21 protein-coding genes are annotated in these 22,266 nt (G+C 67.7%); 5 read left to right on the forward strand and 16 right to left on the reverse strand.

What is annotated here, in order from left to right; genetic code table 11:
* Positions 1–5: 5 nt before the first annotated feature.
* Complete coding sequence (locus tag FBF35_RS06620; protein ID WP_060567482.1) at positions 6–2,066, forward strand: AMP-binding protein; 2,061 nt, start codon at positions 6–8, stop codon at positions 2,064–2,066.
* A gap of 70 nt (positions 2,067–2,136) precedes the next feature.
* On the opposite strand, the gene nrdR is transcribed toward FBF35_RS06620, so the two are convergent.
* Both nrdR and FBF35_RS06630 read right to left on the reverse strand, forming a co-directional pair.
* Positions 2,137–2,724 (reverse strand): transcriptional regulator NrdR, encoded by a 588-nt coding sequence (gene nrdR / locus FBF35_RS06625; protein ID WP_060567483.1) that lies wholly within the window; start codon positions 2,722–2,724, stop codon positions 2,137–2,139.
* A 56-nt stretch (positions 2,725–2,780) separates the two neighbouring features.
* Positions 2,781–3,245, reverse strand: a complete 465-nt coding sequence (locus FBF35_RS06630) for a LysM peptidoglycan-binding domain-containing protein (RefSeq protein ID WP_060567484.1) — start codon at positions 3,243–3,245, stop codon at positions 2,781–2,783.
* A gap of 187 nt (positions 3,246–3,432) precedes the next feature.
* Here FBF35_RS06630 and lexA point away from each other — a divergent pair, with 187 nt between their 5' ends.
* Complete coding sequence (gene lexA, locus FBF35_RS06640; RefSeq protein WP_060567485.1) at positions 3,433–4,113, forward strand: transcriptional repressor LexA; 681 nt, start codon at positions 3,433–3,435, stop codon at positions 4,111–4,113.
* A 63-nt stretch (positions 4,114–4,176) separates the two neighbouring features.
* Here the strand turns inward: lexA and FBF35_RS06645 are convergent, their stop codons facing one another.
* From FBF35_RS06645 to hflX, 3 genes are all read right to left on the reverse strand, one after another.
* Positions 4,177–5,166, reverse strand: a complete 990-nt coding sequence (locus FBF35_RS06645; RefSeq protein ID WP_007587840.1) for an L-lactate dehydrogenase — start codon at positions 5,164–5,166, stop codon at positions 4,177–4,179.
* 102 nt (positions 5,167–5,268) lie between these two features.
* On the reverse strand, positions 5,269–7,209 hold the full coding sequence (locus tag FBF35_RS06650; protein ID WP_060567486.1) for an ATP-dependent DNA helicase: 1,941 nt from the start codon (positions 7,207–7,209) through the stop codon (positions 5,269–5,271).
* Positions 7,206–8,738, reverse strand: coding sequence for a GTPase HflX (gene hflX, locus FBF35_RS06655; RefSeq protein ID WP_060567487.1), 1,533 nt, complete (start codon positions 8,736–8,738; stop codon positions 7,206–7,208). Before hflX ends, FBF35_RS06650 begins: the two co-directional genes overlap by 4 nt.
* 85 nt (positions 8,739–8,823) lie before the next feature.
* Here hflX and FBF35_RS06660 point away from each other — a divergent pair, with 85 nt between their 5' ends.
* Positions 8,824–9,438, forward strand: a complete 615-nt coding sequence (locus FBF35_RS06660) for a class I SAM-dependent methyltransferase (protein WP_060567488.1) — start codon at positions 8,824–8,826, stop codon at positions 9,436–9,438.
* A gap of 69 nt (positions 9,439–9,507) precedes the next feature.
* Here FBF35_RS06660 and dapF read toward each other — a convergent pair whose 3' ends face one another.
* The gene (gene dapF, locus FBF35_RS06665; protein ID WP_060567489.1) at positions 9,508–10,431 is read right to left on the reverse strand and encodes a diaminopimelate epimerase; all 924 of its coding nucleotides are present in this window, start codon (positions 10,429–10,431) and stop codon (positions 9,508–9,510) included.
* Between the two features lie 47 nt (positions 10,432–10,478).
* Positions 10,479–11,468: a tRNA (adenosine(37)-N6)-dimethylallyltransferase MiaA gene (gene miaA, locus FBF35_RS06670; RefSeq protein ID WP_060567490.1), complete on the reverse strand. Its 990-nt coding sequence runs from the start codon at positions 11,466–11,468 to the stop codon at positions 10,479–10,481.
* 60 nt (positions 11,469–11,528) lie between these two features.
* Between miaA and FBF35_RS06675 the strand changes: the two genes are divergently transcribed.
* Both FBF35_RS06675 and FBF35_RS06680 read left to right on the forward strand, forming a co-directional pair.
* The gene (locus tag FBF35_RS06675) at positions 11,529–11,975 is read left to right on the forward strand and encodes a histidine kinase (protein WP_060567491.1); all 447 of its coding nucleotides are present in this window, start codon (positions 11,529–11,531) and stop codon (positions 11,973–11,975) included.
* Positions 11,968–12,507, forward strand: coding sequence for a histidine kinase (locus FBF35_RS06680; RefSeq protein ID WP_060567492.1), 540 nt, complete (start codon positions 11,968–11,970; stop codon positions 12,505–12,507). Before FBF35_RS06675 ends, FBF35_RS06680 begins: the two co-directional genes overlap by 8 nt.
* 388 nt (positions 12,508–12,895) lie before the next feature.
* Here the strand turns inward: FBF35_RS06680 and miaB are convergent, their stop codons facing one another.
* The 9 genes from miaB to FBF35_RS06725 form a co-directional block, all read right to left on the reverse strand.
* Complete coding sequence (miaB, locus tag FBF35_RS06685; RefSeq protein WP_060567493.1) at positions 12,896–14,434, reverse strand: tRNA (N6-isopentenyl adenosine(37)-C2)-methylthiotransferase MiaB; 1,539 nt, start codon at positions 14,432–14,434, stop codon at positions 12,896–12,898.
* Between the two features lie 11 nt (positions 14,435–14,445).
* Positions 14,446–14,958: a CinA family protein gene (locus FBF35_RS06690; protein WP_060567494.1), complete on the reverse strand. Its 513-nt coding sequence runs from the start codon at positions 14,956–14,958 to the stop codon at positions 14,446–14,448.
* Complete coding sequence (locus FBF35_RS06695) at positions 14,946–15,572, reverse strand: regulatory protein RecX (RefSeq protein WP_060567495.1); 627 nt, start codon at positions 15,570–15,572, stop codon at positions 14,946–14,948. The genes FBF35_RS06690 and FBF35_RS06695 overlap by 13 nt, the downstream gene beginning before the upstream one ends.
* Positions 15,573–15,575: 3 nt before the next feature.
* Positions 15,576–16,667 (reverse strand): recombinase RecA, encoded by a 1,092-nt coding sequence (gene recA / locus FBF35_RS06700; RefSeq protein WP_003796169.1) that lies wholly within the window; start codon positions 16,665–16,667, stop codon positions 15,576–15,578.
* A 248-nt stretch (positions 16,668–16,915) separates the two neighbouring features.
* Complete coding sequence (locus FBF35_RS06705; protein ID WP_034464084.1) at positions 16,916–17,140, reverse strand: DUF3046 domain-containing protein; 225 nt, start codon at positions 17,138–17,140, stop codon at positions 16,916–16,918.
* A gap of 3 nt (positions 17,141–17,143) precedes the next feature.
* A complete protein-coding gene (locus FBF35_RS06710; protein WP_003792723.1) occupies positions 17,144–17,458 on the reverse strand; it encodes a helix-turn-helix domain-containing protein in 315 nt (104 codons plus the stop codon).
* Positions 17,459–17,628: 170 nt separating this feature from the next.
* Positions 17,629–18,345, reverse strand: coding sequence for a CDP-diacylglycerol--glycerol-3-phosphate 3-phosphatidyltransferase (pgsA, locus tag FBF35_RS06715; RefSeq protein WP_060567496.1), 717 nt, complete (start codon positions 18,343–18,345; stop codon positions 17,629–17,631).
* A 17-nt stretch (positions 18,346–18,362) separates the two neighbouring features.
* A complete protein-coding gene (locus FBF35_RS06720) occupies positions 18,363–21,218 on the reverse strand; it encodes an FtsK/SpoIIIE family DNA translocase (RefSeq protein WP_060567497.1) in 2,856 nt (951 codons plus the stop codon).
* 57 nt (positions 21,219–21,275) lie between these two features.
* On the reverse strand, positions 21,276–22,175 hold the full coding sequence (locus FBF35_RS06725) for a PfkB family carbohydrate kinase (protein WP_060567535.1): 900 nt from the start codon (positions 22,173–22,175) through the stop codon (positions 21,276–21,278).
* Positions 22,176–22,266 lie beyond the last annotated feature (91 nt).

Genomic DNA, 22,266 nt, shown 5'->3' on the forward strand with positions numbered 1-22,266 from the left:
GACAGATGGATCTCACGACGAAGCTGCGCGAGCTGTACGCACCGGGAGTCGCCTACAACATCGCGATTCCCGACCGTCCGATCCCGGACATGGTCCTGGAAGTCGCCTCCCGCTACCCGGGGCGCGCCGCGATTGACTTTTTCGCGCGCCAGCTTACATACGCGGAACTTGTTCAGGAGATGCGTCAGGCCGCGGGAGCCCTCCATCAGGCGGGCGTGCGCCCCGGAGACCGCGTCGCCCTCGTCATGCCGAACTGCCCGCAGCACGCCGTCGCCGTCCTGGGCACGATGCTCCTCGGCGCCGTCGTCGTCGAACATAATCCGCTTGCCCCCGCGGGCGAGCTGGAAGGCGAGTACGAGCGCCACGGCGCTCGCGTCACCATCGCCTGGTCGAAGTCCCTGGAGAAACTCACCTTCCTCGGGCGCGGCCACACTACCTTCTGCATGGACCTGACGACGGCTCTTCCCGCCGCCTCGCGTATGGCGCTCAAGCTTCCCGTCAAGGCGGCCCGCGAGAAGCGCGAACAGCTCTCCAGCCCGCGCCCGAGCTGGGCTCGCTCCTGGACGCGCGCAATGCGCACCGCAACCCCGTGGCGCGGCGACTGCCCGTCAGCAATGGAGGACGTCGCTCTCCTCATTCACACGGGCGGCACGACCGGTGTCCCGAAGGCCGCCGCTCTCACGCACGCCAACCTCATGGCGAACGTCGAGGAATCGATCGCGTGGGTCCCCGTCCTCCACGAGGGCGCGGAGGTCTTCTACTGCATCCTGCCCCTCTTCCACGCCTTCGGGTTCACGATTGGTTTCCTGGCAGGCCTGCGCATGGGAGCAACGATCGCGATGTTCCCCAAATTCGACACTGCGCTGGTGCTGGCAGCTCAGCGCCGCCTGCCGTGCACGTTCTTCCTGGGTGTGCCGCCCATGTACGAGCGCCTGCTCGCGGCGGCGGAGGGCACGAACGCGGACTTGTCCTCGATCCACTTCTCGCTCTCGGGCGCAATGCCTCTCTCGGCGCCGCTGGCCGACCAGTGGGAGCAGGCCACCGGCGGCCTCATGATCGAGGGCTACGGCATGACGGAGGCCTCCCCGATCATCTTGGGATCACCCCTCGCCTCCTCGCGAGCACGCGGGGCGCTCGGCATCCCCTTCCCCTCCACCCAGGTGCGTATCGTCGATCCGGAGAATCCCTCCCGCGAGGTTGCCGATGGCGAGGTCGGTGAGCTCATTGCCCGCGGACCGCAGGTGTTTTCCGGCTACTGGAACCAGGACGATGAGACCGCCGAAGTGTTCACCGAGGATGGATGGCTGCGCACGGGCGACCTCGTTCAGGTGCGCGACGGCTTCATCTACATGGCGGATCGGCGCAAGGAGATGATCAACGCCTCCGGATTCAACGTCTACCCCACGCAGGTGGAAAACGCCGTACGTTCGATGCCCGGTGTTCTCGATGTCGCTGCAGTCGGCGTGCCGGCTGGCGAGTCCGGCGAGGACGTCGTCGCCGCCGTCGTCCTCGAAGCGGGCGCCTCCGTCACGCTCGCAGACCTGCGCAAGTGGGCGGAAAAGTCCCTAGCCCACTACGCGCTCCCCCGGCAGATCGTCGTCATGACGGAGCTGCCTCGCTCTCAGCTGGGCAAGGTCATGCGTAAGAAGGTCCGCGAGCAGATCATGGGTGCCCAGGCTGCCGCAACCGACGCGGTTGCCGGTGCACGCGAGGCTGTCGCCGGTGCGCGCGGCGCCGTCTCCGAGGCCGTGGCCGAGGCACGCGAGTCCATGTCCGAGAGGGTCGCCGGGGCACGCGAGGCTGTCGCCGGTGCGCGCGGCGCCGTCTCCGAGGCCGTGGCCGAGGCACGCGAGTCCGTATCGGAGAAGATGGCGGGTGCCCGAGAGACCGCCTCCGAGGCGATGGCCGGAGCACGCGATTCCGTCGCCGAGGCGATGGCTGGCGCGCGGGAGACGGTCGCCGAGGCCGTCGCCGGGGTTCGCGCTTCCTCCTCCGAGCAGCCTTCCGCGCCCACCGACGCATCTGACGCACCGGCACAGCGCCACGAGGAGACGGACGAGGAGTAGTCGTCCCACCACCGTCACAACGATGATGCCCGGCCCCTTCGCGGGACCGGGCATCATTCGTGCACGTTGATTAGTCGTCTCCCAGCAGCGTCGGGGCGTTGGAGACGGAGCGCTTGCGCGCAGCACGCGCCTTGCGAGGCTTCTTCGCGGGCGCGGGAGCCGCGGGTTCGGCGTCCGCGTGAGCACCGGCCTCGGACACCGCGTCACCGCCCTGCGCACGCTCACGCAGCGCCTGAATGGCCTGCTCGAAATCATCAAGGGTGTCGAACTGCCGATAGACGGAGGCGAAGCGCAAGTAGGCGATCACGTCGAGGTCACGCAGGAACGGGAGGATGGCTTTGCCAACTTCGTTCGTCGACACGTTGGAGACGCCGGTTGAGCGCAGCTGCTCCTCGACCTGCTGAGCAAGAATCGCGAGCTGATCATCCGAGACCGGCCGCCCCTGACAGGCCTTCTTGACACCCGACACAACCTTGTTACGGGAGAAAGACTCGACGACGCCGGAGCGCTTGACGACCTGGAACGAGGACGTTTCGAGGGTCGTAAAACGCTTCTTGCAGTGCGTGCACTCACGCCGACGCCGGATCGAGGCGCCGTCGTCCGCGATGCGCGTATCAACGACGCGCGAATCCGGGTTATGACAGAAAGGGCAGTGCACCCCTCAACGGTACACGCTCAGACCCCCATCTGTCACAGGAGTCCCACGCGTCACCATCAGCGAACGGGCACGAGAACCCGCTGCCCGGGCTGCAGGGCCCCCTGCACATCATTCATGCGCTCAATATCAGCGACAACCTGCTCGAGCGGACGATCCGTCTTGACATTCTGAGCCAGCGACCACACGGAATCACCGCTGACGACTGCCTTCGTCACCGTCGGGCCATCGTAGGCTGCGGGCTGGATGGCGAGACCGAGGGCGCCGGCCCCCACGGAGAGAACGACCGTCGCAAGTGCGCCAGCGATAATGCCGCGACGAGAGGAGCGGGTGCGACGACGCGGAGCTGCAGGAGCCCGCAGGTACGAAGGATCATCAACGCGCTGAGCCTCAACGCGACGACGCGCGGACGGAGCGGTGGAGATATCACGAACGGTCGCCAGCGGCGCATCCTCCACGGCGCGAAGCGGGTGGCGACGCGCGGGGAACGAGACGGCAGTCTGCGTTGCAACGGGAACACTCATGAGAACCTCCAGAACACTTTCATCGAACATCTGTTCGTCGAACACTTGTACGATAGCACGCTCCGTGACCAATGTCGAGACCCACTCGAACATATGTTTCATTTTGCGCGAAATCGGCTTATCCTTGACGTATCTAGTGGACGCCCACCCATGCACATTTGCGTCCACCCCGATGCGAAGGAGAGCCATGACCGAGCGTTCGATCAGCGATCGACACCGCGCGATCTTGCGAGTTATCAACGAAAAGCTGGCATCCAGCGGCTTCCCTCCGTCTGTGCGCGAGATCGCATCTGCAGTCGGTTTGGCGTCACCCTCGACGGTGAAACATCACCTTGACGCACTTGAGGACGACGGATACCTGGTCCGCGAGCCCGGCCTTCCTCGCGCCCTCGACCTCACTGATCGGGCGCGCGCCGAGCTCGGCATCACCCCTTCGTCGCAGCCGTCTGAGAAGGTCGTTCGCATCGAGGTCCCCGTCTCCCACGTGGAAGAGGAAGGAACGGCAATTCCGCTCGTTGGACGCATCGCTGCGGGTGCCCCCATCACGGCTGAGCAGCACGTGGAGGACGTTTTCCGTCTTCCCACATCCATGACCGGACACGGCGATCTGTTCATGCTCGAGGTGAGCGGCGAGTCGATGGTCGATGCGGGCATCTTCGACGGGGACTACGTTGTCATCCGCTCGCAGAACGAGGCCCGCAACGGTGAGTTCGTCGCTGCCATGATCGACGGCGAAGCGACGGTGAAGGAACTGTCCATCACGGGCGGTCACGTCTGGCTCCTGCCCCACAACGCGGACTACTCCCCCATCCCGGGCGACGAAGCCACCATCCTCGGCAAGGTCGTCACCGTCATTCGTTCACTCTGACGCACCACATAAGCGAGTGGCGCCACCCCGGAGGGTGGCGCCACTCGCTTATGTGGAGGAGACTCAGAAGCCCAGGTCGCGGGCAACCTGACGCAGACGCTGTGCCGATGCGGTCAGGCCGTCGCGCTCGTTGAGCGTGAGCGGCGGGTTGAGGACGCGCCCGGCGCCGTCGCGGCCCACGATCGTCGGGGCAGCCATGACGACATCCGAGATGCCCTCCCAATCCTCGAGCAGGGTCGAGATGGTGAGGACTCGCTGCTCGTCACGCAGGACAGCGCCCGCGATGTTCGCGGCAGACAGGCCGATCGCGTAGTTCGTCGCGCCCTTTCCCTCGATGATCTTGTAGGCGCTCTGGACGACCTCCTGCGCGATGGAGTTGCGCAGGGCCGAGTCGAAGACGCCACCGGACAGGGTCGGTCCCCACTGCGACAACGGAACGTTGCCGATCTCGGCGCTAGACCACAGGGCAACCTCGGAATCGCCGTGCTCGCCCGCCACGTAGGCGTGGATGTTCTGGGTGGCCACGCCGGTCTCGCGCGAGACCAGGTAGCGCAGACGCGAGGTGTCGAGCACAGTGCCCGAACCGAAGACCTGGTTGCGGGGCAGGCCCGTGAGCTTCAGCGCCACGTAGGTGACGACGTCGACGGGGTTCGTGACGAACATGAAGCGGGCGTCCGGAGCCACATTCTGCAGGTTCGGGACGATCTTCTTCATGAGGTTGACGGTCGAACCGGCCAGCTCCAGGCGGGACTGCCCGGGCTGCTGCTTCGCCCCAGCCGTCACGATGATCAGGTCGGCACCACGAACGATCTCAACGTCGTCCGAGCCTTCGATCGAGCCGGCGGGCGTGAACTGGATGCCGTGGGCCATGTCGAGGGCCTCGGCCTCCACCTTGGCCTTGTTGATGTCCTGAAGGACGATCGAGCGAGCATCGCCGCGCATCGCGCAGGCGTACGCGACGGCCGTACCGACGGCACCGGCACCGATGATGGCGATCTTGGAGGGACGTCCGGAGGACTTTGACGGGTACAGGGTCTGGGCTTTATTTTCCACGAGTGTCTCCTACGGTCTGCGGGCACCCCCATTGTCTCAGATAGGGGCTTGTCCGCGCCCGTTATCTGCACGACGTTTTACGTGCCCGTGGAGCGCTCGTCCCTACTGGTCAGAACCCTTCGCGAGGCGTCGCAGGGCACCGCGAACAACCTCCGGATCCGTCGTCGGCCACATGGCGGGTAGGGAACGCATGATGAAGCCGCCGTAGCGCTTGATCACCACGCGCGGATCGAGAATCGCCACGACTCCCCGGTCGTCGGTCGAACGCAGGAGGCGCCCCACGCCCTGGGCCATCATGAGCGCCGCGTGCGTGAGGGAGACCGACACGAAGCCGTTCCCTCCCCTGCGCTCGACGTCCATCGAGCGGGCACGCGAGACGGGATCATCCGGGCGCGGGAACGGGATTTTGTCGATGACGACGAGGCGGCAGGCATCCCCCGCGACGTCGACGCCCTGCCACAGGGACATCGTGCCCACCAGGCACGAGTCGCGTTCCTCCCGGAACCGCTGGATCAGCTGCGCCAGGGTCTCTTCGCCCTGCAGGTAGACGGTCAGGTCCGTGCGCTCACGCAGGGCCTGCGCTCCCGCCATCGCCCCGCGTCGCGACGCGAAGAGGGCGAGCACCCCACCGCCCGAGGCCTGCGCCAGCTCCACGAGCTCATCAAGCAGCTCCTCGGAGGGGCCGTCTCGTCCCGGCAGCGGTAGATGGGTCGCCACGTAGCGGATGCCCTGGCGACCGTGATCGAAGGGAGATCCGACGTCGATGCCGTGCCACGGCACCCCGGAGACGGCCATGCCGGCCTGGGCAGCCATGAAGTCGAAGTTTCCGCCGAGCGCGAGGGTCGCCGAGGTGAGGATCGCGGGTCGCTCGCCGATGCCGGTCCCACCGATCGCAGCCGACACGTCAAGAGGCCCGACGGTCAAGCGCGCGTTGTCCGATTCGTCCTTCGTGATGTAGGCAATCGACTGGTCGGGATCACGCCCCCACGCGTCGAGAGCGCCGATCAGCTCGTCGATAGCCGCGCGGGCAAGGAGCTTGGCGGCGGGTTCTCCCTGCGCCTCGGACACCTCGTGGCTGGCGCGACGGGCAGTGCCGTCCAGCACGATCATCGCGTCGACGAGGGCGCTCGGACGATACTCGAGGAGCCCCGCCTCCAGGGGAGCCATGGCCGCACCCAACCCGGCCCCGGCCTCGTCCAGGTCGGTGGAATCGATCGAGAGATTCGAGCGCAGGGAGCGGGCCACGCGGCTCACGCGGGCAACCGTCAGGTCGGCCGCAGCCTGGGAGCGCACGCGGTCGGCCAGCTCATGGGCCTCGTCGATGACGACGGCATCGTACTCGCCGAAGAGTTCACCCTCGCCGCACGCGTTGATACCAAACAACGAATGGTTCGTGACAACGACATCCGCGTCCGCGGCCTCCTGGCGAGCGGCCTGCGCGAAGCACTCGTCGATGAGCGGGCAGTGCTTGCCCAGGCACTCGGGTTTGGCGACCGAGGCGTGGTGCCAGGCTCGATCCGAGACGCCCGGAACCAGGTCGTCACGGTCCCCCGTCGTGGTCTCGCTGATCCACTCGCGGATACGCAGGATCTCCTTACCGAGCTCGCCCGTCGGGCCAACGCTCACGTCCTGATCCTCAAACAGCGTGCCCTCAGTGGGGTACCCGCCGTCCAGCTTGTGCAGGCACGCGTAGTTCGACCAGCCCTTAAGCACCGCAACCTTCAGGCGCGCGCCCGTGACCGAGGCGACCGCGTCGACGACCACCGGAGCGTCCTTGACGAGGATCTGGCGCTGCAGCGCGAGCGTCGCCGTCGAGACCACCCCGCGCACGCCGTTCGTCGCGCAGTACGTCAGCAGAGGCACGAGGTAGCCCACGGACTTTCCCGTGCCCGTGCCCGCCTGCACGAGGAGATGCTGGCGGTCCTCCAGGGCCGCGGCGCCTTCGGCGACCATCGAGGCCTGCCCCTCGCGCGGGGACCCACCCATCTGGGCGACGACCACGTCCAGGACGCGACCCGAGGCCTCGACCAGGTCCGCGCTCACGCTCCGCTCACCGCCGCATCGCCCACGGTGCCGCCCACCGCTTCGCGGGCGATGACGGCGGCCAGGGCCTCGTCGACGCGAGCCACGATGCGCGTGCCCATCTCGACGTATTCCTCGCGCTCGACGTCGCCCTCCTCGTGGATACGGTGCACGAGGGAGCCTGCCGAGTACGGCAGGATCGCGTCGACGGCGACGCGAGGCCGGGGCAGCATGTCTTCGAGGGCGGCGCGCAGCGCCTCCACGCCCCAGCCCGTGTGTGCGCTCAGCGGCACAGCGTTCGGGAAGACCGTGCGCAGCAGGGCGATCTGCTCGGGCGAGGCCAGGTCGGCCTTGTTCAGCGCGATCAGCTCCGGGATCTCCGAGGCTCCCTCGATGGTGTCGATGACCGAGCGGACGGCCTGCACCTGGGAGACCGGGTCGGGGTGCGCGGCGTCCACGACGTGCAAGATGACGTCGGCCTGGCCGACCTCCTCCAGGGTTGAGCGGAAGGCCTCGACCAGCTGGGTGGGCAGGTTGCGCACGAAGCCGACCGTGTCGGTGAGGGTGTACTCGCGACCGTCTGCGGCGCGCGCACGGCGCACCGTCGGGTCCAGCGTTGCAAACAGCGCGTCCTGGACGAGGACGCCCGCGTCGGTCAAGCGATTGAGCAGCGTCGACTTACCCGCGTTCGTGTACCCGGCGATGGCCACCGACGGCACTGCCCCGCGGCGGCGCGAATTGCGCTGGGTGCGGCGGGCGGGTTCCATGCGCGCGATGTCCGCGCGTAGCTTCGCCATGCGCGTGCGGATGCGGCGACGGTCCAGCTCGATCTTGGTCTCACCGGGGCCGCGAGAGCCGATACCAGCGCCGCCCGCGACGCGGCCGCCGGCCTGACGGGACATCGACTCGCCCCAGCCGCGCAGACGCGGCAGCAGGTACTCGAGCTGCGCGAGCTCCACCTGCGCCTTGCCCTCACGGGACTTGGCGTGCTGGGCGAAAATGTCGAGAATGAGGGCCGTGCGGTCGACGACCTTCGCGTCGACGACGTCCTCCAGCCCACGACGCTGGGAGGGGGCCAGCTCCTCGTCAACGATGACGGTGTCGGCCTCGACGCTGCGTACGATGTCGGCCAGCTCTCGGGCCTTGCCAGACCCCAGGTAGGTTGCGGGGTCGGGCTTCATGCGGCGCTGGATGATGCCGTCAAGCACGCGCGAACCGGCGGTCTCCGCGAGCGCGGCCAGCTCACGCAGCGAGTTCTCGGCTTCCTCTTCGCTCTGCGTGGTACGCAGGCCCACGAGCACGACCTTTTCGAGTCGGACCTGGCGGTATTCGACCTCGGAGATGTCCTCACGGTCGGAGGCGCCCGTGTCGACGCGGCGCGTGCCCGCGCGGGCCTCGCGCTCGAGGGCACCGGCGTCCTGGGAGGTGTCCTGACCCGTCGTCGATGCGAGCGCCGTTCCCGAGCGCGCGAGGATACGCGCGACAACGTCGTTGACGCGCTGGTCGCGCTCTTCGTTCGAAGAGTCCGCACCTGTGTGGGTCGTGTCCATAACCATCCTTTTCGTGGGGGCTTCTAGTGTCGCACGCGCCGCCCCCATCTGCGCCTGCGCGCGCGGGCGCGATAGGCTTTCTTCCGTGGACGAACAGTATTTCACCGACTCTTCCCCTGCGAGCGCGGAGGAGATCCGCACGATCGAGGTGAGCGCGCGCGGCTTCGACCTGTCGATGCGCGTGTCGTCGCGCGTGTTCTCGGGTTCTAAGCTCGATCTGGGCACACGCCAGCTCCTGGAGATCGCCCCAGATTTGCCCGAGGACGGGACTTTCCTGGACCTGGGCTGCGGATGGGGCCCGATCGCGACGATCATGTCGTTGGAGTCCCCGAATGCCGACGTGTGGGCGGTGGACGTGAACTCTCGCGCGGTGGATCTGACGCAGCGCAACGCCCAGTCCAACGGGGCAAAGGGCGTGCGCGCGCTCAAAGCGGAGGAGGCGCTGACCTCTTCTCAGGAGTCGGATGCCCGATTCGACGTCATCTGGTCGAACCCGCCCGTGCGCATCGGCAAGGACGCGATGCACGAGATGCTGCTGGCATGGCTGGGCAGGCTTGCCCCCACCGGCGTCGCCTATCTCGTCGTCCAGCGCAACCTGGGCGCCGATTCGCTGATCACGTGGCTGAACGGCCAGGGCTTCCAGGCCTCGAAGTACGCGTCCAAGAAGGGCTTCCGCATCATCGAGGTCCGCCCCGCCTGACGCCTTCCTCTTCCTCGACGAGGCCTGGGCCTCGTCGCGCTCTCCGGCCCCGTTGTCTGGGAGCCGGGCTCAGGGCAGGCGGATCTCGGCGACTCGGGTCGCGGGACCGGTGAGGAACACCGAGGCGTCCGTGATCCGGGGGCTCTCCCCCGACCAATCGATGACGCCGTCGAGGCCGACGATGACCGTTCCGCCCGGAATGTCGACGACCCACTGGGTGGGCGTACCGGGACCGCGACGCAGAGCCGTGGCGAGGGCCGCCGCGCAGCATCCGGTGCCGCACGCCTGGGTCTCCCCCACGCCTCGTTCCAGCACGCGCATCGCGATGTGCCCACGCTCCCCGCCCGGCTCGGTCAGGTCGACGACCAGCTCGAGGTTCGTCCCCGCCTGGGGCGCCGGCTCGTAAGAGGGGCGCTGTGCCTGCGGGATCTGGGACACGTCAACGGTGGGCAGGAAAACCTCGCGCAGGGTCTCCTCGTCGGCAAGCTCGACGACCGTGTGCGGGTTGGGCATATCCACCCAGATACCGCCGAGCACGCCGTCGATTCCCGGAACGGTCACCGTGATCGTCTCGCGCGCCGGAGAGGCCGCCGGCCCCATGTCGACGCGGTAGCTCGCTCCCTGCCCCTCGTCCTCGGATTCGGGGGTCACGCGCTTGATGCCGCCGCGCGTGGCCACATCCAGCGTCTGCCCAACCGGCAGATCCACGAGGCCCTCGCGGCGCAGGTGATCGACGAAGACGCGCACGCCATTACCGCACATCTCAGCCTTCGAGCCGTCTGCGTTGCGGTAGTCCATGAACCACAGGCCGTCGCGTTCGACGGCCCGGATGAAGCCATCCGCGCCGATCCCGAAGGCAGGCGAGCACAGCGTCGCGACCTCAGCCTCGCTGGGGTCGTAGTCGTCGTATTGGTCCGTGGCGACAACGAAGGAATTACCGGCACCGTGGGCCTTGACGACGCGGGCGTGGGCGGGCAGCTGCGTGTTCATCATGGCTCCACCGTAGCCCCCGACTCCAGTGCGCGCAGGCCCCGCCCGTGTTACGAGCGTCCCAGGGCGGCCTCTGCCTCGCGCTGCGTCAGCTCGACAACGTGGCGCACCACGGCCTCGTTCGAGTCGAAATTCTCCACGTCCAGCCAGTGCACGCGAGGATCCGGTCGCAGCCACTTGACCTGGCGGCGCGCCAGCTGACGCGTGGCCAGCGCGATAGACTCCACGGCCTCGTCCTCACTCATCTGTCCGTCGATGACCGCGAGCGCCTGGGCGTATCCCGTGGCACGGGACGCGGTCTTCGCCTCGCGCAGGCCCACATCGATGAGGCCGCGCACTTCCTCGATGAGTCCGCCGTCCATCATGGCGCGGGTACGCACCGCAATGCGCTCGTCCAGCTCCTCCATCGGGCGACGCAGCGCCACCATGAGCGAGGGCGCCACGAACTCGTGGCGAGGCATGGACGCCGAATAGGGGCGCCCGGTCAGCTCGATGACCTCGAGGGCGCGGATGATCCGGCGGGCGTTGTGCGGGTCGATGCGTTCGGCCGAGACCGGGTCGAGCTGGGTGAGGCGATCATGCAGGCCGCGCGAGCCCATCGGGCCCTCGGCTTCTTCTTCGAGTCGGGCGCGCACTGCCGGGTCCGTGCCCGGGAATTCGATGACGTCCAGGAGGGCGCGCTGGTACAGGCCTGAGCCTCCCGCGACCACCGCGACGCCCCCGCGCTCGTGAATACCAGCCACATCGGCTCGCGCGTGCTTCTGGTAGGCGGCCACCGAGGCCTCGTCGCGAACCTCCAGCACATCGATCTGGTGATGGGCGATCCCGCGGCGTTCCTCCACCGGGGTCTTAGCCGTTCCCACGTCCATGCCTCGGTAGAGCTGCAGGGCGTCCGCGGAGACGATCTCGCCCGCGCCGCTCGCGCCCAGCGCACCCGGAAGCACGCAGGCCAGCTCCAGGGCCAGATCCGACTTGCCCGAGGCCGTGGGCCCCACAACCGCGCACACGACGTCCGACGCGCGCCTCACCGATGTCTCCATGGCCACCAGTGTACGGGTGCCTCCCGCAGATACCACCCAACAACGGCTAGGCTTAAGACCATGAGCACAACTGACACTCTCCCGGTCACCCTCGACCGGATCACCCAAGCGGTCGAGGCCGTGGGGCTTATCCCCTTCGTGTCCAACACCGGCCAGGTCGCGGCCATCCTGCCGAACCGCACCGTCCGCATCGCTGTCCCCGAGGGCCACCCCGCCCAGGGCGTCGCCGACTACCCGCGTTTCTTCGATCCCTCGCACGCCGATCAGATCGCTTCCACGGTGCGTCGCCTCAACGCCTCCACCTACCTGCCGAAGGTCACCTCCGGCACAACCGAGACCGGGGCGATCGCCCTGCACCTGCAGCACACCTTCAACTGGGTCGTGGGTGCGACGGATGACCAGGTCGCCGCCGAGGTCTCCCAGTTCATCATGGCCGCCGTGGCGATGATGAACCAGCTCGACATCATGTTCCCCGACCAGTGGACCAAGGAGGGCACCAATGCCTGAGTGGAAGAGCTCTACCTTCGGCGAGGGCGGCGAGGCCGTTCCCGAGGCCACGCCCGCCCCCGCAGCCCCCTCCCCCGCGATGGAAGCCGACGAATACGCCGCCAAGTGGGGCACCGAGGTCGCCGAGGTGAGCATCGCTCGCATCGAGAACGTCCTCGAAGGTGACGGACTGCCGCACGGGTCGAGCGAGTTCATCGCCGTCACCCAGCTGGAGGACGTGCGTTTCCAGATTCACCGCGAGCCGGTCGACGCCCCCTGGCTGCAGATCGAAACCCGCATCGAACCCGAGGGCGAGGGCCACACCGAGCTGTCCCTCCAGGCGGTCGCCAACCGCTGGAACACCGAACACCTGCAGCCCACCGTCATCCCGATCGAAGACAAGGGCAAGTGGGTCCTGGTGGCCGCCTCGCGTTTCTTCGTGGGCGAGGGCCTCTCGGACCGTCAGATCCACGCGATGCTGCGCCGCGGCCTCATCATCGGCCTGTCGGCGGCTCAGGAGCTGCCCGGCCTGCTGGCAGAGTCTGCCAAGTAACGCCAGCCGCGCATCCAACGAATAGTGCCCCGTTCCTCCGTCTGGGAGGAGCGGGGCACTCTCGGTGGAGTGTGCGCCGACTACATGCGAAGGCGCGGCGCGTACCGCGTACGCGGGGAGGCCACGGGTCGCATAGGGGGGGGGCTCGAATCGACCCGCACTACCGAGAGTGCTCCCGCATGTCGATCGCCTCGTCATCGTGACGATCGCCACGACACAAAAGTAACGCAGGAGTCGTGGGTCACATGCGCATTTCAATGAGACATTTTCTCGCTTGTCACTGAGACAAACGATCAAACGTGCAGCACCCGTCGCGCGCGCCACCTCTGCAGACGTGAGCCTCCCCGGGCACATTGCCCGGGGAGGCTCACATCAGCGCAGATCAGGGTCAGCTCGGGGCGCCCACGCGCAGCGTGGGGATACCCAGCGACACCGTGTTGTCGGGTTCGTCCGAGGCCTGGCGCGCCTCCCATGCGTCACCGGCGCGCGTGCGGCGCACCTCGAACAGGCCGCCCTGTGCGCCCGAGTCGGCGATCAGGTGGTGCGGCGCGCCGTAGGTGACGGTCGCACGGATCATGTCGCCCGGGCGCGGACGATCCGCCTCGGCCATACCCTCGGGCAGGGCGACGTGCACGAGACGGTTGTCGCGGGCGCGTCCCGAAATACGGTGTGTGGCACCATCCTTGCGGCCATCCCCCTCGGAGACGAGGACCTCGACCTCGGTGCCCGCCAGCGCGGCGTTATCCTCGGCACAGATGCGCTCCTGAAGCTTGATGAGGCGCTGGTAGCGTTCGAGCGCCACATCATCGGGCACCTGATCCTCGCGGTCCGCGGCGGGCGTACCCGGGCGCGGAGAGTACAGGAATGTGAAGGCGGAGGAGAAACGAGCCTGCTCGACGACGTCGAGGGTCGCCTGGAAGTCTTCCTCAGTCTCTCCCGGGAAGCCAACGATGATGTCGGTCGTAATCGCAGCCTCCGGAATAGCCGCGCGCACGCGCTCCAGGATGCCCATGAAACGCTCACGACGGTAGGAGCGGCGCATCTGACGCAGGATCGCGTCCGACCCGGACTGCAGGGGCATGTGCAGGCTCGGCATGACAGTGGGGGTCTCCGCCATCGCGGCGATCACGTCATCCGTGAAGGCTGCGGGGTGGGGCGAGGTGAAGCGCACGCGCTCGATGCCCTCGACGCGGCCCACGGCGCGCAGCAGGTCGGCGAAGGCGCCGCGCTCACCGAATCCGACACCGTAGGAGTTGACGTTCTGGCCCAGCAGGGTCACCTCGATAGCGCCCTGCGAGGCGACGGCCTCCACCTCGGCGAGAATGTCGCCGGGGCGACGGTCGCGTTCCTTGCCGCGCAGGTGCGGGACGATGCAGAACGTGCAGGTGTTGTTGCAACCCACGGAGATGGACACCCATGCGGCGTACGCGCTCTCGCGGTGTGTGGGCAAGGTCGACGGGAAGACCTTGAGGGATTCCTCGATCTCGACGGCGGCCGCGCGGTTATGCTCGGCGCGGCGCAGGAGGGCCGGGAGCACGTCGATGTTGTGCGTGCCGAAGACGGCATCCACCCACGGAGCCTTCTCAACGATGCCGTCACGCATCTGCTGGGCGAGACAGCCACCGACCGCAATCTGCATGCCGGGACGCGCACGCTTGACGGAAGCGAGCTGACCGAGGTTACCGAAAAGGCGGGTCGCTGCGTTCTCGCGGACGGAGCAGGTGTTGATGACGATGACGTCGGCGCCCATGTCGCCGGCGTCGGTCGCGCGGGCGGCAGCCTCGGGGACCTGCTCAACGGGGACGAGGCCGGCCTGCTCCAGCAGACCCGCCATTCGTTCGGAGTCGTGTTCATTCATCTGGCAGCCGAGCGTGCGCACCGCGTAGGTGCGGGGCAGCGCGGTGCCGTCCTGCGTCATCGTATTCATCGCAGTGAAGTCTAGTCGCCCACCTGCACACCGGCGAAGTCGAGCACGTCACGCACCAGGGCGATAGCCGCGTCGATCGCACCCGCACGAACGGCCGCTCGATCACCGTCGAGGTGTAGGAGGCGGTGCTCCTCCCCCGCCGGGTGAACGCAGGCGATGTGGACGGTTCCCGCGGGGAAACCGTCGGCGGGGCCCGGACCAGCGACCCCGGTCGTCGATACGCCAATGTCTGCGCGGAACAGCTCGCGCGCCCCTCGGGCCATCTGGCGAGCAACCTGCTCATCCACCGGACCCGTCAACGCCAACTGGCTCTCCGAAACGCCCAGCACCGAGGCCTTGGTATCGACCGCGTAGGTGCACGCACCCCCGCGCACGACATGAGAGGCGCCGGGCACGTCCACAAGGCGCGCGACGAGGCCACCTCCGGTCAGCGATTCCGCCGTCGCGATCGTCAGACCGCGCTGCGTCAGATCCGCTATCAGATCGGCGAGCGCCTCATCGCTTACTGCGGTCACAGTCCCCACTGCCAGGCCTCCTCGGTACCGCTCTCCTCGTCGCCCCACGTGTCGAGGGCGTCGCGCACGGCGGCAGACGCGACAGACGGCGAATACCCCTTGCGTGCGAGCATGGAACTCAGTCTACGGTAGGCGGTCTCGCGCGGGACGCCCGCAAGGGAGCGACGTTTGCGAGCCACCAGCTGTGCCGCGCGCTCCGCCTCGTCGTCCCGATCGATCTGAGACAGGGCACGCTCGATCGTCGAGGAGTCCAGTCCCTTGCGCACGAGAACCTCGCGCAGTGCACGACCGGACGCTCCGGTCCCCGAAAAACGGGAGCGGACGAGCGCGTCCGCATACGCCTGATCATCGACGAGACCAACGGCCTCAAGACGGTCGACGACCTCGACGGCGATCTCGGCGCTGAAGCCTCGTCCTTCGATCGCGCTGGTCAACTCCGAGCGGGAACACGCGCGCGCGTCGAGCTTGCGCAGGGCGACCTCGCGCGCGGCCTCGATCGCCGCCGTGCCCGTCAGGGCCGCATTGCGTTCGCGGGCGCGCGCGAGCCTCTCGCCCGGGGAGGAACGCCGGCGACGCTCCTCCCCCAGCTCGGGATGATCTTCAGGATCCAGGTAGCGGACCACGACTCAGAAGCCCGCGTCCTCATCAGGATCGATGTCGGGCACGTCCTGGGACGCCTGGTCCGGATCCGGGGCCTCACCGATGCCCAGCGAGACGAGGATCTTCTGTTCGATCTCGTTGGCCAACTCGGGGTTGTCCACGAGGAACTGACGCACGTTCTCCTTGCCCTGTCCCAGCTGGTCGTCCCCGTAGGTGAACCAGGAGCCGGACTTACGCACGATACCGGCCTCGACGCCCATGTCGATGATCGAGCCCTCGCGCGAAATGCCCTTGCCGTAGACGATGTCGAACTCGGCCTGCTTGAAGGGCGGGGCCATCTTGTTCTTGACGACCTTGGCGCGCGTGCGGTTACCGACGGGGGCGCCGGCCTCCTTGAGGGTCTCGATGCGACGCACGTCGATGCGCACGGATGCGTAGAACTTCAGGGCCTTGCCGCCCGTCGTGGTCTCCGGGGAGCCGAAGAAGACGCCGATCTTTTCGCGCAGCTGGTTGATGAAGATCGCGGTCGTGCCGGTCGCGGACAGGGCGCCCGTAATCTTACGCAGGGCCTGGCTCATGAGGCGGGCCTGCAGGCCGACGTGAGAGTCACCCATCTCGCCTTCGATTTCTGCCTTGGGAACGAGCGCCGCGACCGAGTCGATGACGATGATGTCGATGCCGCCAGAACGGATCAGCATGTCGGCAATCTCGAGGGCCTGCTCACCCGTGTCGGGCTGGGAGACCAGGAGGGAGTCCGTGTCGACGCCCAGGGCACGGGCGTAGACGGGGTCGAGGGCATGCTCAGCGTCGATGAAGGCCGCGTTGCCGCCGGCCTTCTGGGCGTTGGCGACAGCGTGCAGGGCGACCGTGGTCTTACCGGAGGACTCGGGGCCGTAGACCTCGATGACTCGGCCGCGCGGAAGGCCACCGATACCGAGGGCGACATCGAGAGCAAGGGAACCCGTGGGGATCACCTGAACAGGCGGGCGGTTGTCATCGCCCAGGCGCATGACAGAGCCCTTGCCGAACTGCTTATCAATCTGCGACAGGGCGACTTCGAGAGCCTTATTGCGATCGTTGGTCGCGGGCTTTGCGGCGGGTGCTTTACGGGCTGCCATGGTGATCCTTTCGTCTGCGGCCTCTCCGGCCTGCGGGTGTCCTGGCCTGGAATGCCACCCCTCTCCGAGGCGACATGACGAGTATGCGACCGGCCATCGTCATCTGCGTCCCGCGCGCATCACCCCTGTGGATGACACGCGTCGGAACGTCGTCGCCCACAAGCTTAAATGGAACACATGTTCGACCGCCGATCGACACGCCGCCCACCGATCAGACGGGCATCGATCACACTGGCGACGCCAGTCGCTCAGCGCCCCCGCTCACGCGGATCGACGCGATGAATCCAGCGCGCATCCTCGCGCCCAGTTTCCTCGCACAGGGTCGCCCAGACCTCGTCGGGATTCACGCCGGCGGACAGTGCATCGCGCGCGGTCGCCCCCAGCGAGGCGAGGTAAAGATCGGAAACATACGAGCGGCCGAGGGCGGACCCGAAGGTCGCCTCGACCGCCTCGTAAAACTCAGAGTGCTTCACGCGTCAGGAAATCAGCGTGACGGGCACGATGTCATCGGGCACCGCGTCGGGAATGACCGCGCCATCGATAATCGCCATGCGCTCGGAAACCTCGCGAAGCACGAACCACAGCGGTACGCGCAGAGCCGAGGTGATCGCCTCGAGCAGCTCCGACGAGGCCTCCTTCTGGCCGCGCTCGACCTCGGACAGGTAGCCGAGGGAGACCTGGGCCTCCGAAGAGACCTCGCGCAGGGTTCGACCCTGGCGCTGGCGGATGCCGCGCAGGACATCGCCCAGTTCGCTGCGCAGCAGCGGGGTTTCGCTCAGTGTCTTTTCCATACTGTTACTGTAGCCGTTCTGTTTCGAGGGGCGCATCGTTAGTTCGCGCATCGAAACGTTGTGACGTTCCGCTTTCATTCCTCGCGTTGCATTCATACCCGTACAACGCGGGCACTTTCAGGCTTATTCCACCGACGAGTTGACTTCGATATGGGTTGCGTCACCCACGCTCAACTCTGGACGTGCTGGCCCGCAGTGCCGCGGCGTGACGGCGCGGGCTCCTCCGGAGCATCGTTGTCGCGCGAGTCCGCCACGGCCTCGCCAGCGCTCGCTCCGCGCATAAGGCGCACGCCATCGATGACGTACATGAAGCCCGAGTAGAGCGTCAGCGCGAGCGCAACGCCCGCGAAAATCTGCCCGAGGCGGATGAGAAGGACCACCCATCCCTCGTTGGCCTCATTCAACGCCGTGAAGTGCGCCCACGGGATCAGCAGGGTCCCCAGGGCCACCATCTGCATGAAGGTCTTCAGCTTGCCCGCCTGATTCGCGGACACGACGACGCCGCGGCGCAGGAAGAAGGCGCGCATCGCGGTGATGCCCAGCTCGCGCACGGCGATGAGGATCGTCAACCACCAGGGCAGATATCCCTGGTAGGACAGCAGGCCGAAGCCGCACAGGGTCAGGGCCTTGTCGGCGATGGGATCGGCGATGCGACCGAAGTCGGTGATCTGCCCCCACGAGCGCGCGAGCTCGCCGTCGAAGCGGTCCGTGATCGCGGCGACGGAGAACACGACAAAGGCCGCCCACAGTGCGGTCCACGACTGACTTTGCAGGCCCAGAACGACGAATACCGGAACGAGGACCAGACGCAAAACGGTCAGCGCGTTAGGCAGGTTCACCACGGGAACCTTGCTGTCTCGCTGCACGCGCGACACGTTCTCGCTCATGACCGTTTCCTTCCCGCTCAGCGGCCCGTGAGCTGCCAAGCGTCCTCGTTGTCCTCGGGCTCCTCGTCGACCCAGTCGGGCGAGGACCCACCAAAGTTATGACCAGAGTACGGGTCAACCCCACTGCCGCGCGAATCGCTGGCAGATGCCGTGCCCATTTCGTAACCGGAAGCGGGTGATTGAGCAGGAGCGGACGAGGCCGGCGCCCCCTCCGCGACCCCCGCCGCAGCACCGATGGCCGGGCTGGGCGCCCCCTCGGGAGCGACCGAAGCGGGCGCGGGGGCGGGCTCAGGCTCGGACTCGGCGATGCCAGCTGACTCCCCGCGCAGCATGGCGAGGACCTCGGGCAGCTGTTCGGGGGTGACGAGCACCTGGCGCGCCTTGGATCCTTCGGAGGGGCCGACGATTTCGCGCGACTCGAGCAGGTCCATGAGGCGACCGGCGCGGGCGAAGCCGACGCGCAGCTTGCGCTGGAGCATCGAGGTGGAACCGAGCTGGGTGGAGACGACAAGCTCGGCGGCCTGCAGCAGGTCTTCGAGATCGTCTCCGATGTCTTCGGCGACCTTAGCTTCCTTCTTTTCGGGCACGACGTCGTCGCGGTAGTGCGTCTCCATCTGGCTCTTGACGTGGGCGACGATCTGGTGGATCTCGGATTCGGAGACCCAGGCACCCTGGACGCGCATGGGCTTGGAGGCACCCGCGGGCAGGTAGAGGGCGTCACCCTGCCCGATGAGCTTTTCGGCGCCGGGCTGGTCGAGGATCGTGCGCGAGTCGGTGAGCGAGGAGGTCGCGAACGCGAGGCGCGAGGGGATGTTGGCCTTGATAAGGCCGGTGACGACGTCGACGGAGGGGCGCTGCGTGGCCAGGACCAGGTGGATGCCGGCGGCGCGCGCCAGCTGCGTGATGCGCTGAATCGACGCCTCGACGTCGCGCGGGGCGACCATCATGAGGTCGGCGAGCTCGTCGACGACCACGAGCAGGTACGGGTAGGGGTGCAGCGTGCGCTCCAGCCCGGGCTTGGCCTGAACCTGTCCGGCGGCCACCGCCTTGTTGAAGTCGTCGATGTGCTTGAAGCCGTAGTCCGACAGATCGTCGTAGCGCGCATCCATCTCCTTGACGACCCATTCGAGGGCCTCGGCGGCCTTCTTGGCGTCGGTGATGATGGGCGAGATGAGGTGCGGGATGCCCTCGTAGATCGTGAGTTCCACGCGCTTGGGGTCGACGAGGATCATGCGCACCTGCTGGGGCGTCGCACGCATCATGATCGACGTGATCATGGAGTTGACGAAGGAGGACTTACCGGAACCGGTCTGGCCGGCCACCAGCATGTGCGGGGTCTTGGCCAGGTTGGTGACGACGTAGCCGCCTTCGACGTCCTTGCCGACGCCGACGACGAGCGGGTGCTGGTTGCGGCGCGCGGCCGCGGAACGCAGGACGTCGCCGAGGGCCACGTTTTCGCGGTCGGCGTTGGGGATCTCGATGCCGATGGCACTCTTGCCGGGGATCGGCGCGAGGATACGCACGTCGGCGGAGGCCACCGCATAGGCGATGTTCTTCGACAGGTTAGTGAGCTTGTCAACCTTGACGCCGGCGCCGAGGACGACCTCGTAGCGGGTGACTGTCGGGCCTCGGGAGAATCCGGTGACGCGCGCGTCGACGTTGAAGTCCGCGAAGACCTGCCCCAGGGCCGCGACGACCTGGTCGTTGACGGCGGATCGGGTCATGTGGGGCGGGCCGGAGACGAGGAGGTCCTCCGACGGCAGCGTGTAGCTGATCGAGTCGTCGAGGTTGGGCTGGAAGGCCCCCTCGGGCTCGTCGGTGATCGGCGGGGGCGCCGGCTCGTCCTCGGGCTCCGGTTCGGGCTCTGGCACGTGCGCGGGCACCTGGACGGGCGCGGGGGCCACGGCGGGACGCATCTGGGTGAGCATCTCGGTGGGCGCGTCGGGCGTCGTGGCACGAGGCCGGGGCGCGGGAGTCGGGGCGGGCGCGGGGGCCGCGATGGCTCCGGATTCCAGGAGGCGGGTCTCCCCCACGGATTCCGTGTCGGTCGCCTTGCGGAAGGACTCGTCGCCGTCGTATTCGTCGAGGAAGGCGTCGTCTCCCGCTGCGAGGTCTTTGCGCGCCTTGCGGCGGGCTTCCTTGGCGGGATCGCCACCGGCCTGATCGGAGGCCTCGGCGTCGCCCTCGGGGCGCTCACCGCTGAGGTGGGCGGCGAGGTCGCGCAGGCGCGCGGGGACGTCTGCGACGGCCGTACGCGTGGCGAGCAGGATCGAGTAGGCCAGGAGCAGGATCATGAGGGCACCCGCACCCCAGCCGGAGAGCAGCAGGGCGAGGGGGCGTGCGACGAACCAGCCGAGCAGGCCACCGGCCGCCTCAATGCCGGGTTCGGTGCCCATCGCGGGGTTTCCACGCGAGATGTGGACCAGGCCGGTGAGCGCTGCGGTGATACCGATGCCGCCTGCCACGTGGTGGGGCAGCGCGGATCGCCCGGATCGCGCGGAGACGAGCTCGACGGCCAGGGCGATCAGGACGAGGGGCAGGACGACCGAGAAGATGCCGAACAGGCCGGCGGAGGCGTGGTGGATCGCGTCCCCGGCCTCGCCGGAAATCTGGAACCACTCGCGCAGCGCGATAACGATGGCCGCGGCGACAGCGACGAAGGCCGCAGCGTCACGCTTGACCTGCGAATCGGTCGCCTTCCACGCGCGCACGGCACCGACACCGGCGCGGCCGAGCGCGGAAAAGAAGCGGGCCAGGAAGCCTGGCTGCGTTGCTTCGGGCTGGGGCGCTTGGGCGGACTTGTTCGAGCCTCCCTTGGCGCGCGGGCGCGCGGGAGCCTTACCGGACGACGAGCGTGGAGACGATTGTGCCATGATCCTTCCACCATATCGCCCGCCGCGGCCCCACTCTGCCAGGCGCGCCGCGCGAGATCAGCGCAGGATGTTCGTAACAACCCCGGTTTCGAGCACATTTTCAACCTGCTCGCGCGTGGGAACGGGCAGAGCCGACTCGTGGGAGATAGCCAGCGCGGCACCCGCGTTCGCCATAAGGCACGCGGTCTCCAGGTCGTAGCCCATGACCAGGCCCGCGCACATCTCTCCGATGTGGGTATCGCCCACGCCCGCAGTGTCCGCGATACGCGACTGGAACGCGGGAATCGAGATGACCGGAGCATCCGCGACCTTCTGCAGCTCGCAGCCCCGCTCCCCCACGCGGCGAACCGTGGCCGCGTCCGGGCGCATGTAGGTGCGGATCGTGGAGCCGTGACGGTTGGCGTCGAGAATACCGGCGAGAGTGGCAGCCTCCCAGCTGCTCATTGTCACGACGTCGGCACGGGGGAAGATCACCTCCCACGCTTCAACGGGAACCTGGGCAACTGCGGGAGACACCGAGACGACGAGCGTCACGAAGGGCGGCAGGGACGCGGCCCACTCGCTCAGCTCGGAAGCCGCGTGCGCGCTCGTCATGTCTGAGGCGGCCACGTGGACCACATCCCCCTCGCGCAGCTCGATCCCCTCAAGGGAAGCGCGCGACGGCTCCGATTCGACACCGGCCGTCACGACCGAACGCATCGACCCGTCTTCGACGATGAGCTGAATGACGACGCCGATATCACCCACCAGTTCGGGGGTCAGGACCTCGACGCCGGCCTCGACCAGCTGCTGACGAACGGCGAAAGAGTTCGGACCCGTGCCGAGCGGCGACGCGGCTGCCGTCGGCACGCCCATGGCCGCAGCGGCGCACAGGGTCGTGAAGCCGCCGCCCGGGCGCGAGCTGGCGGCATCCGCATGAACGGATCCGCCGCGCTCCGGCACGTATGCGATGTGCATCGGCAACACGAGCGCAACAGAGTGCGTCGAAATAAAACGACCCGACACGTAGATTCCTTCCTTCAAGCGCACGCTACCGCCCAGCGCGCCA

The organism is Schaalia odontolytica (genome assembly GCF_005696695.1).
In the GTDB taxonomy this organism is placed as follows: domain Bacteria; phylum Actinomycetota; class Actinomycetes; order Actinomycetales; family Actinomycetaceae; genus Pauljensenia; species Pauljensenia odontolytica_C.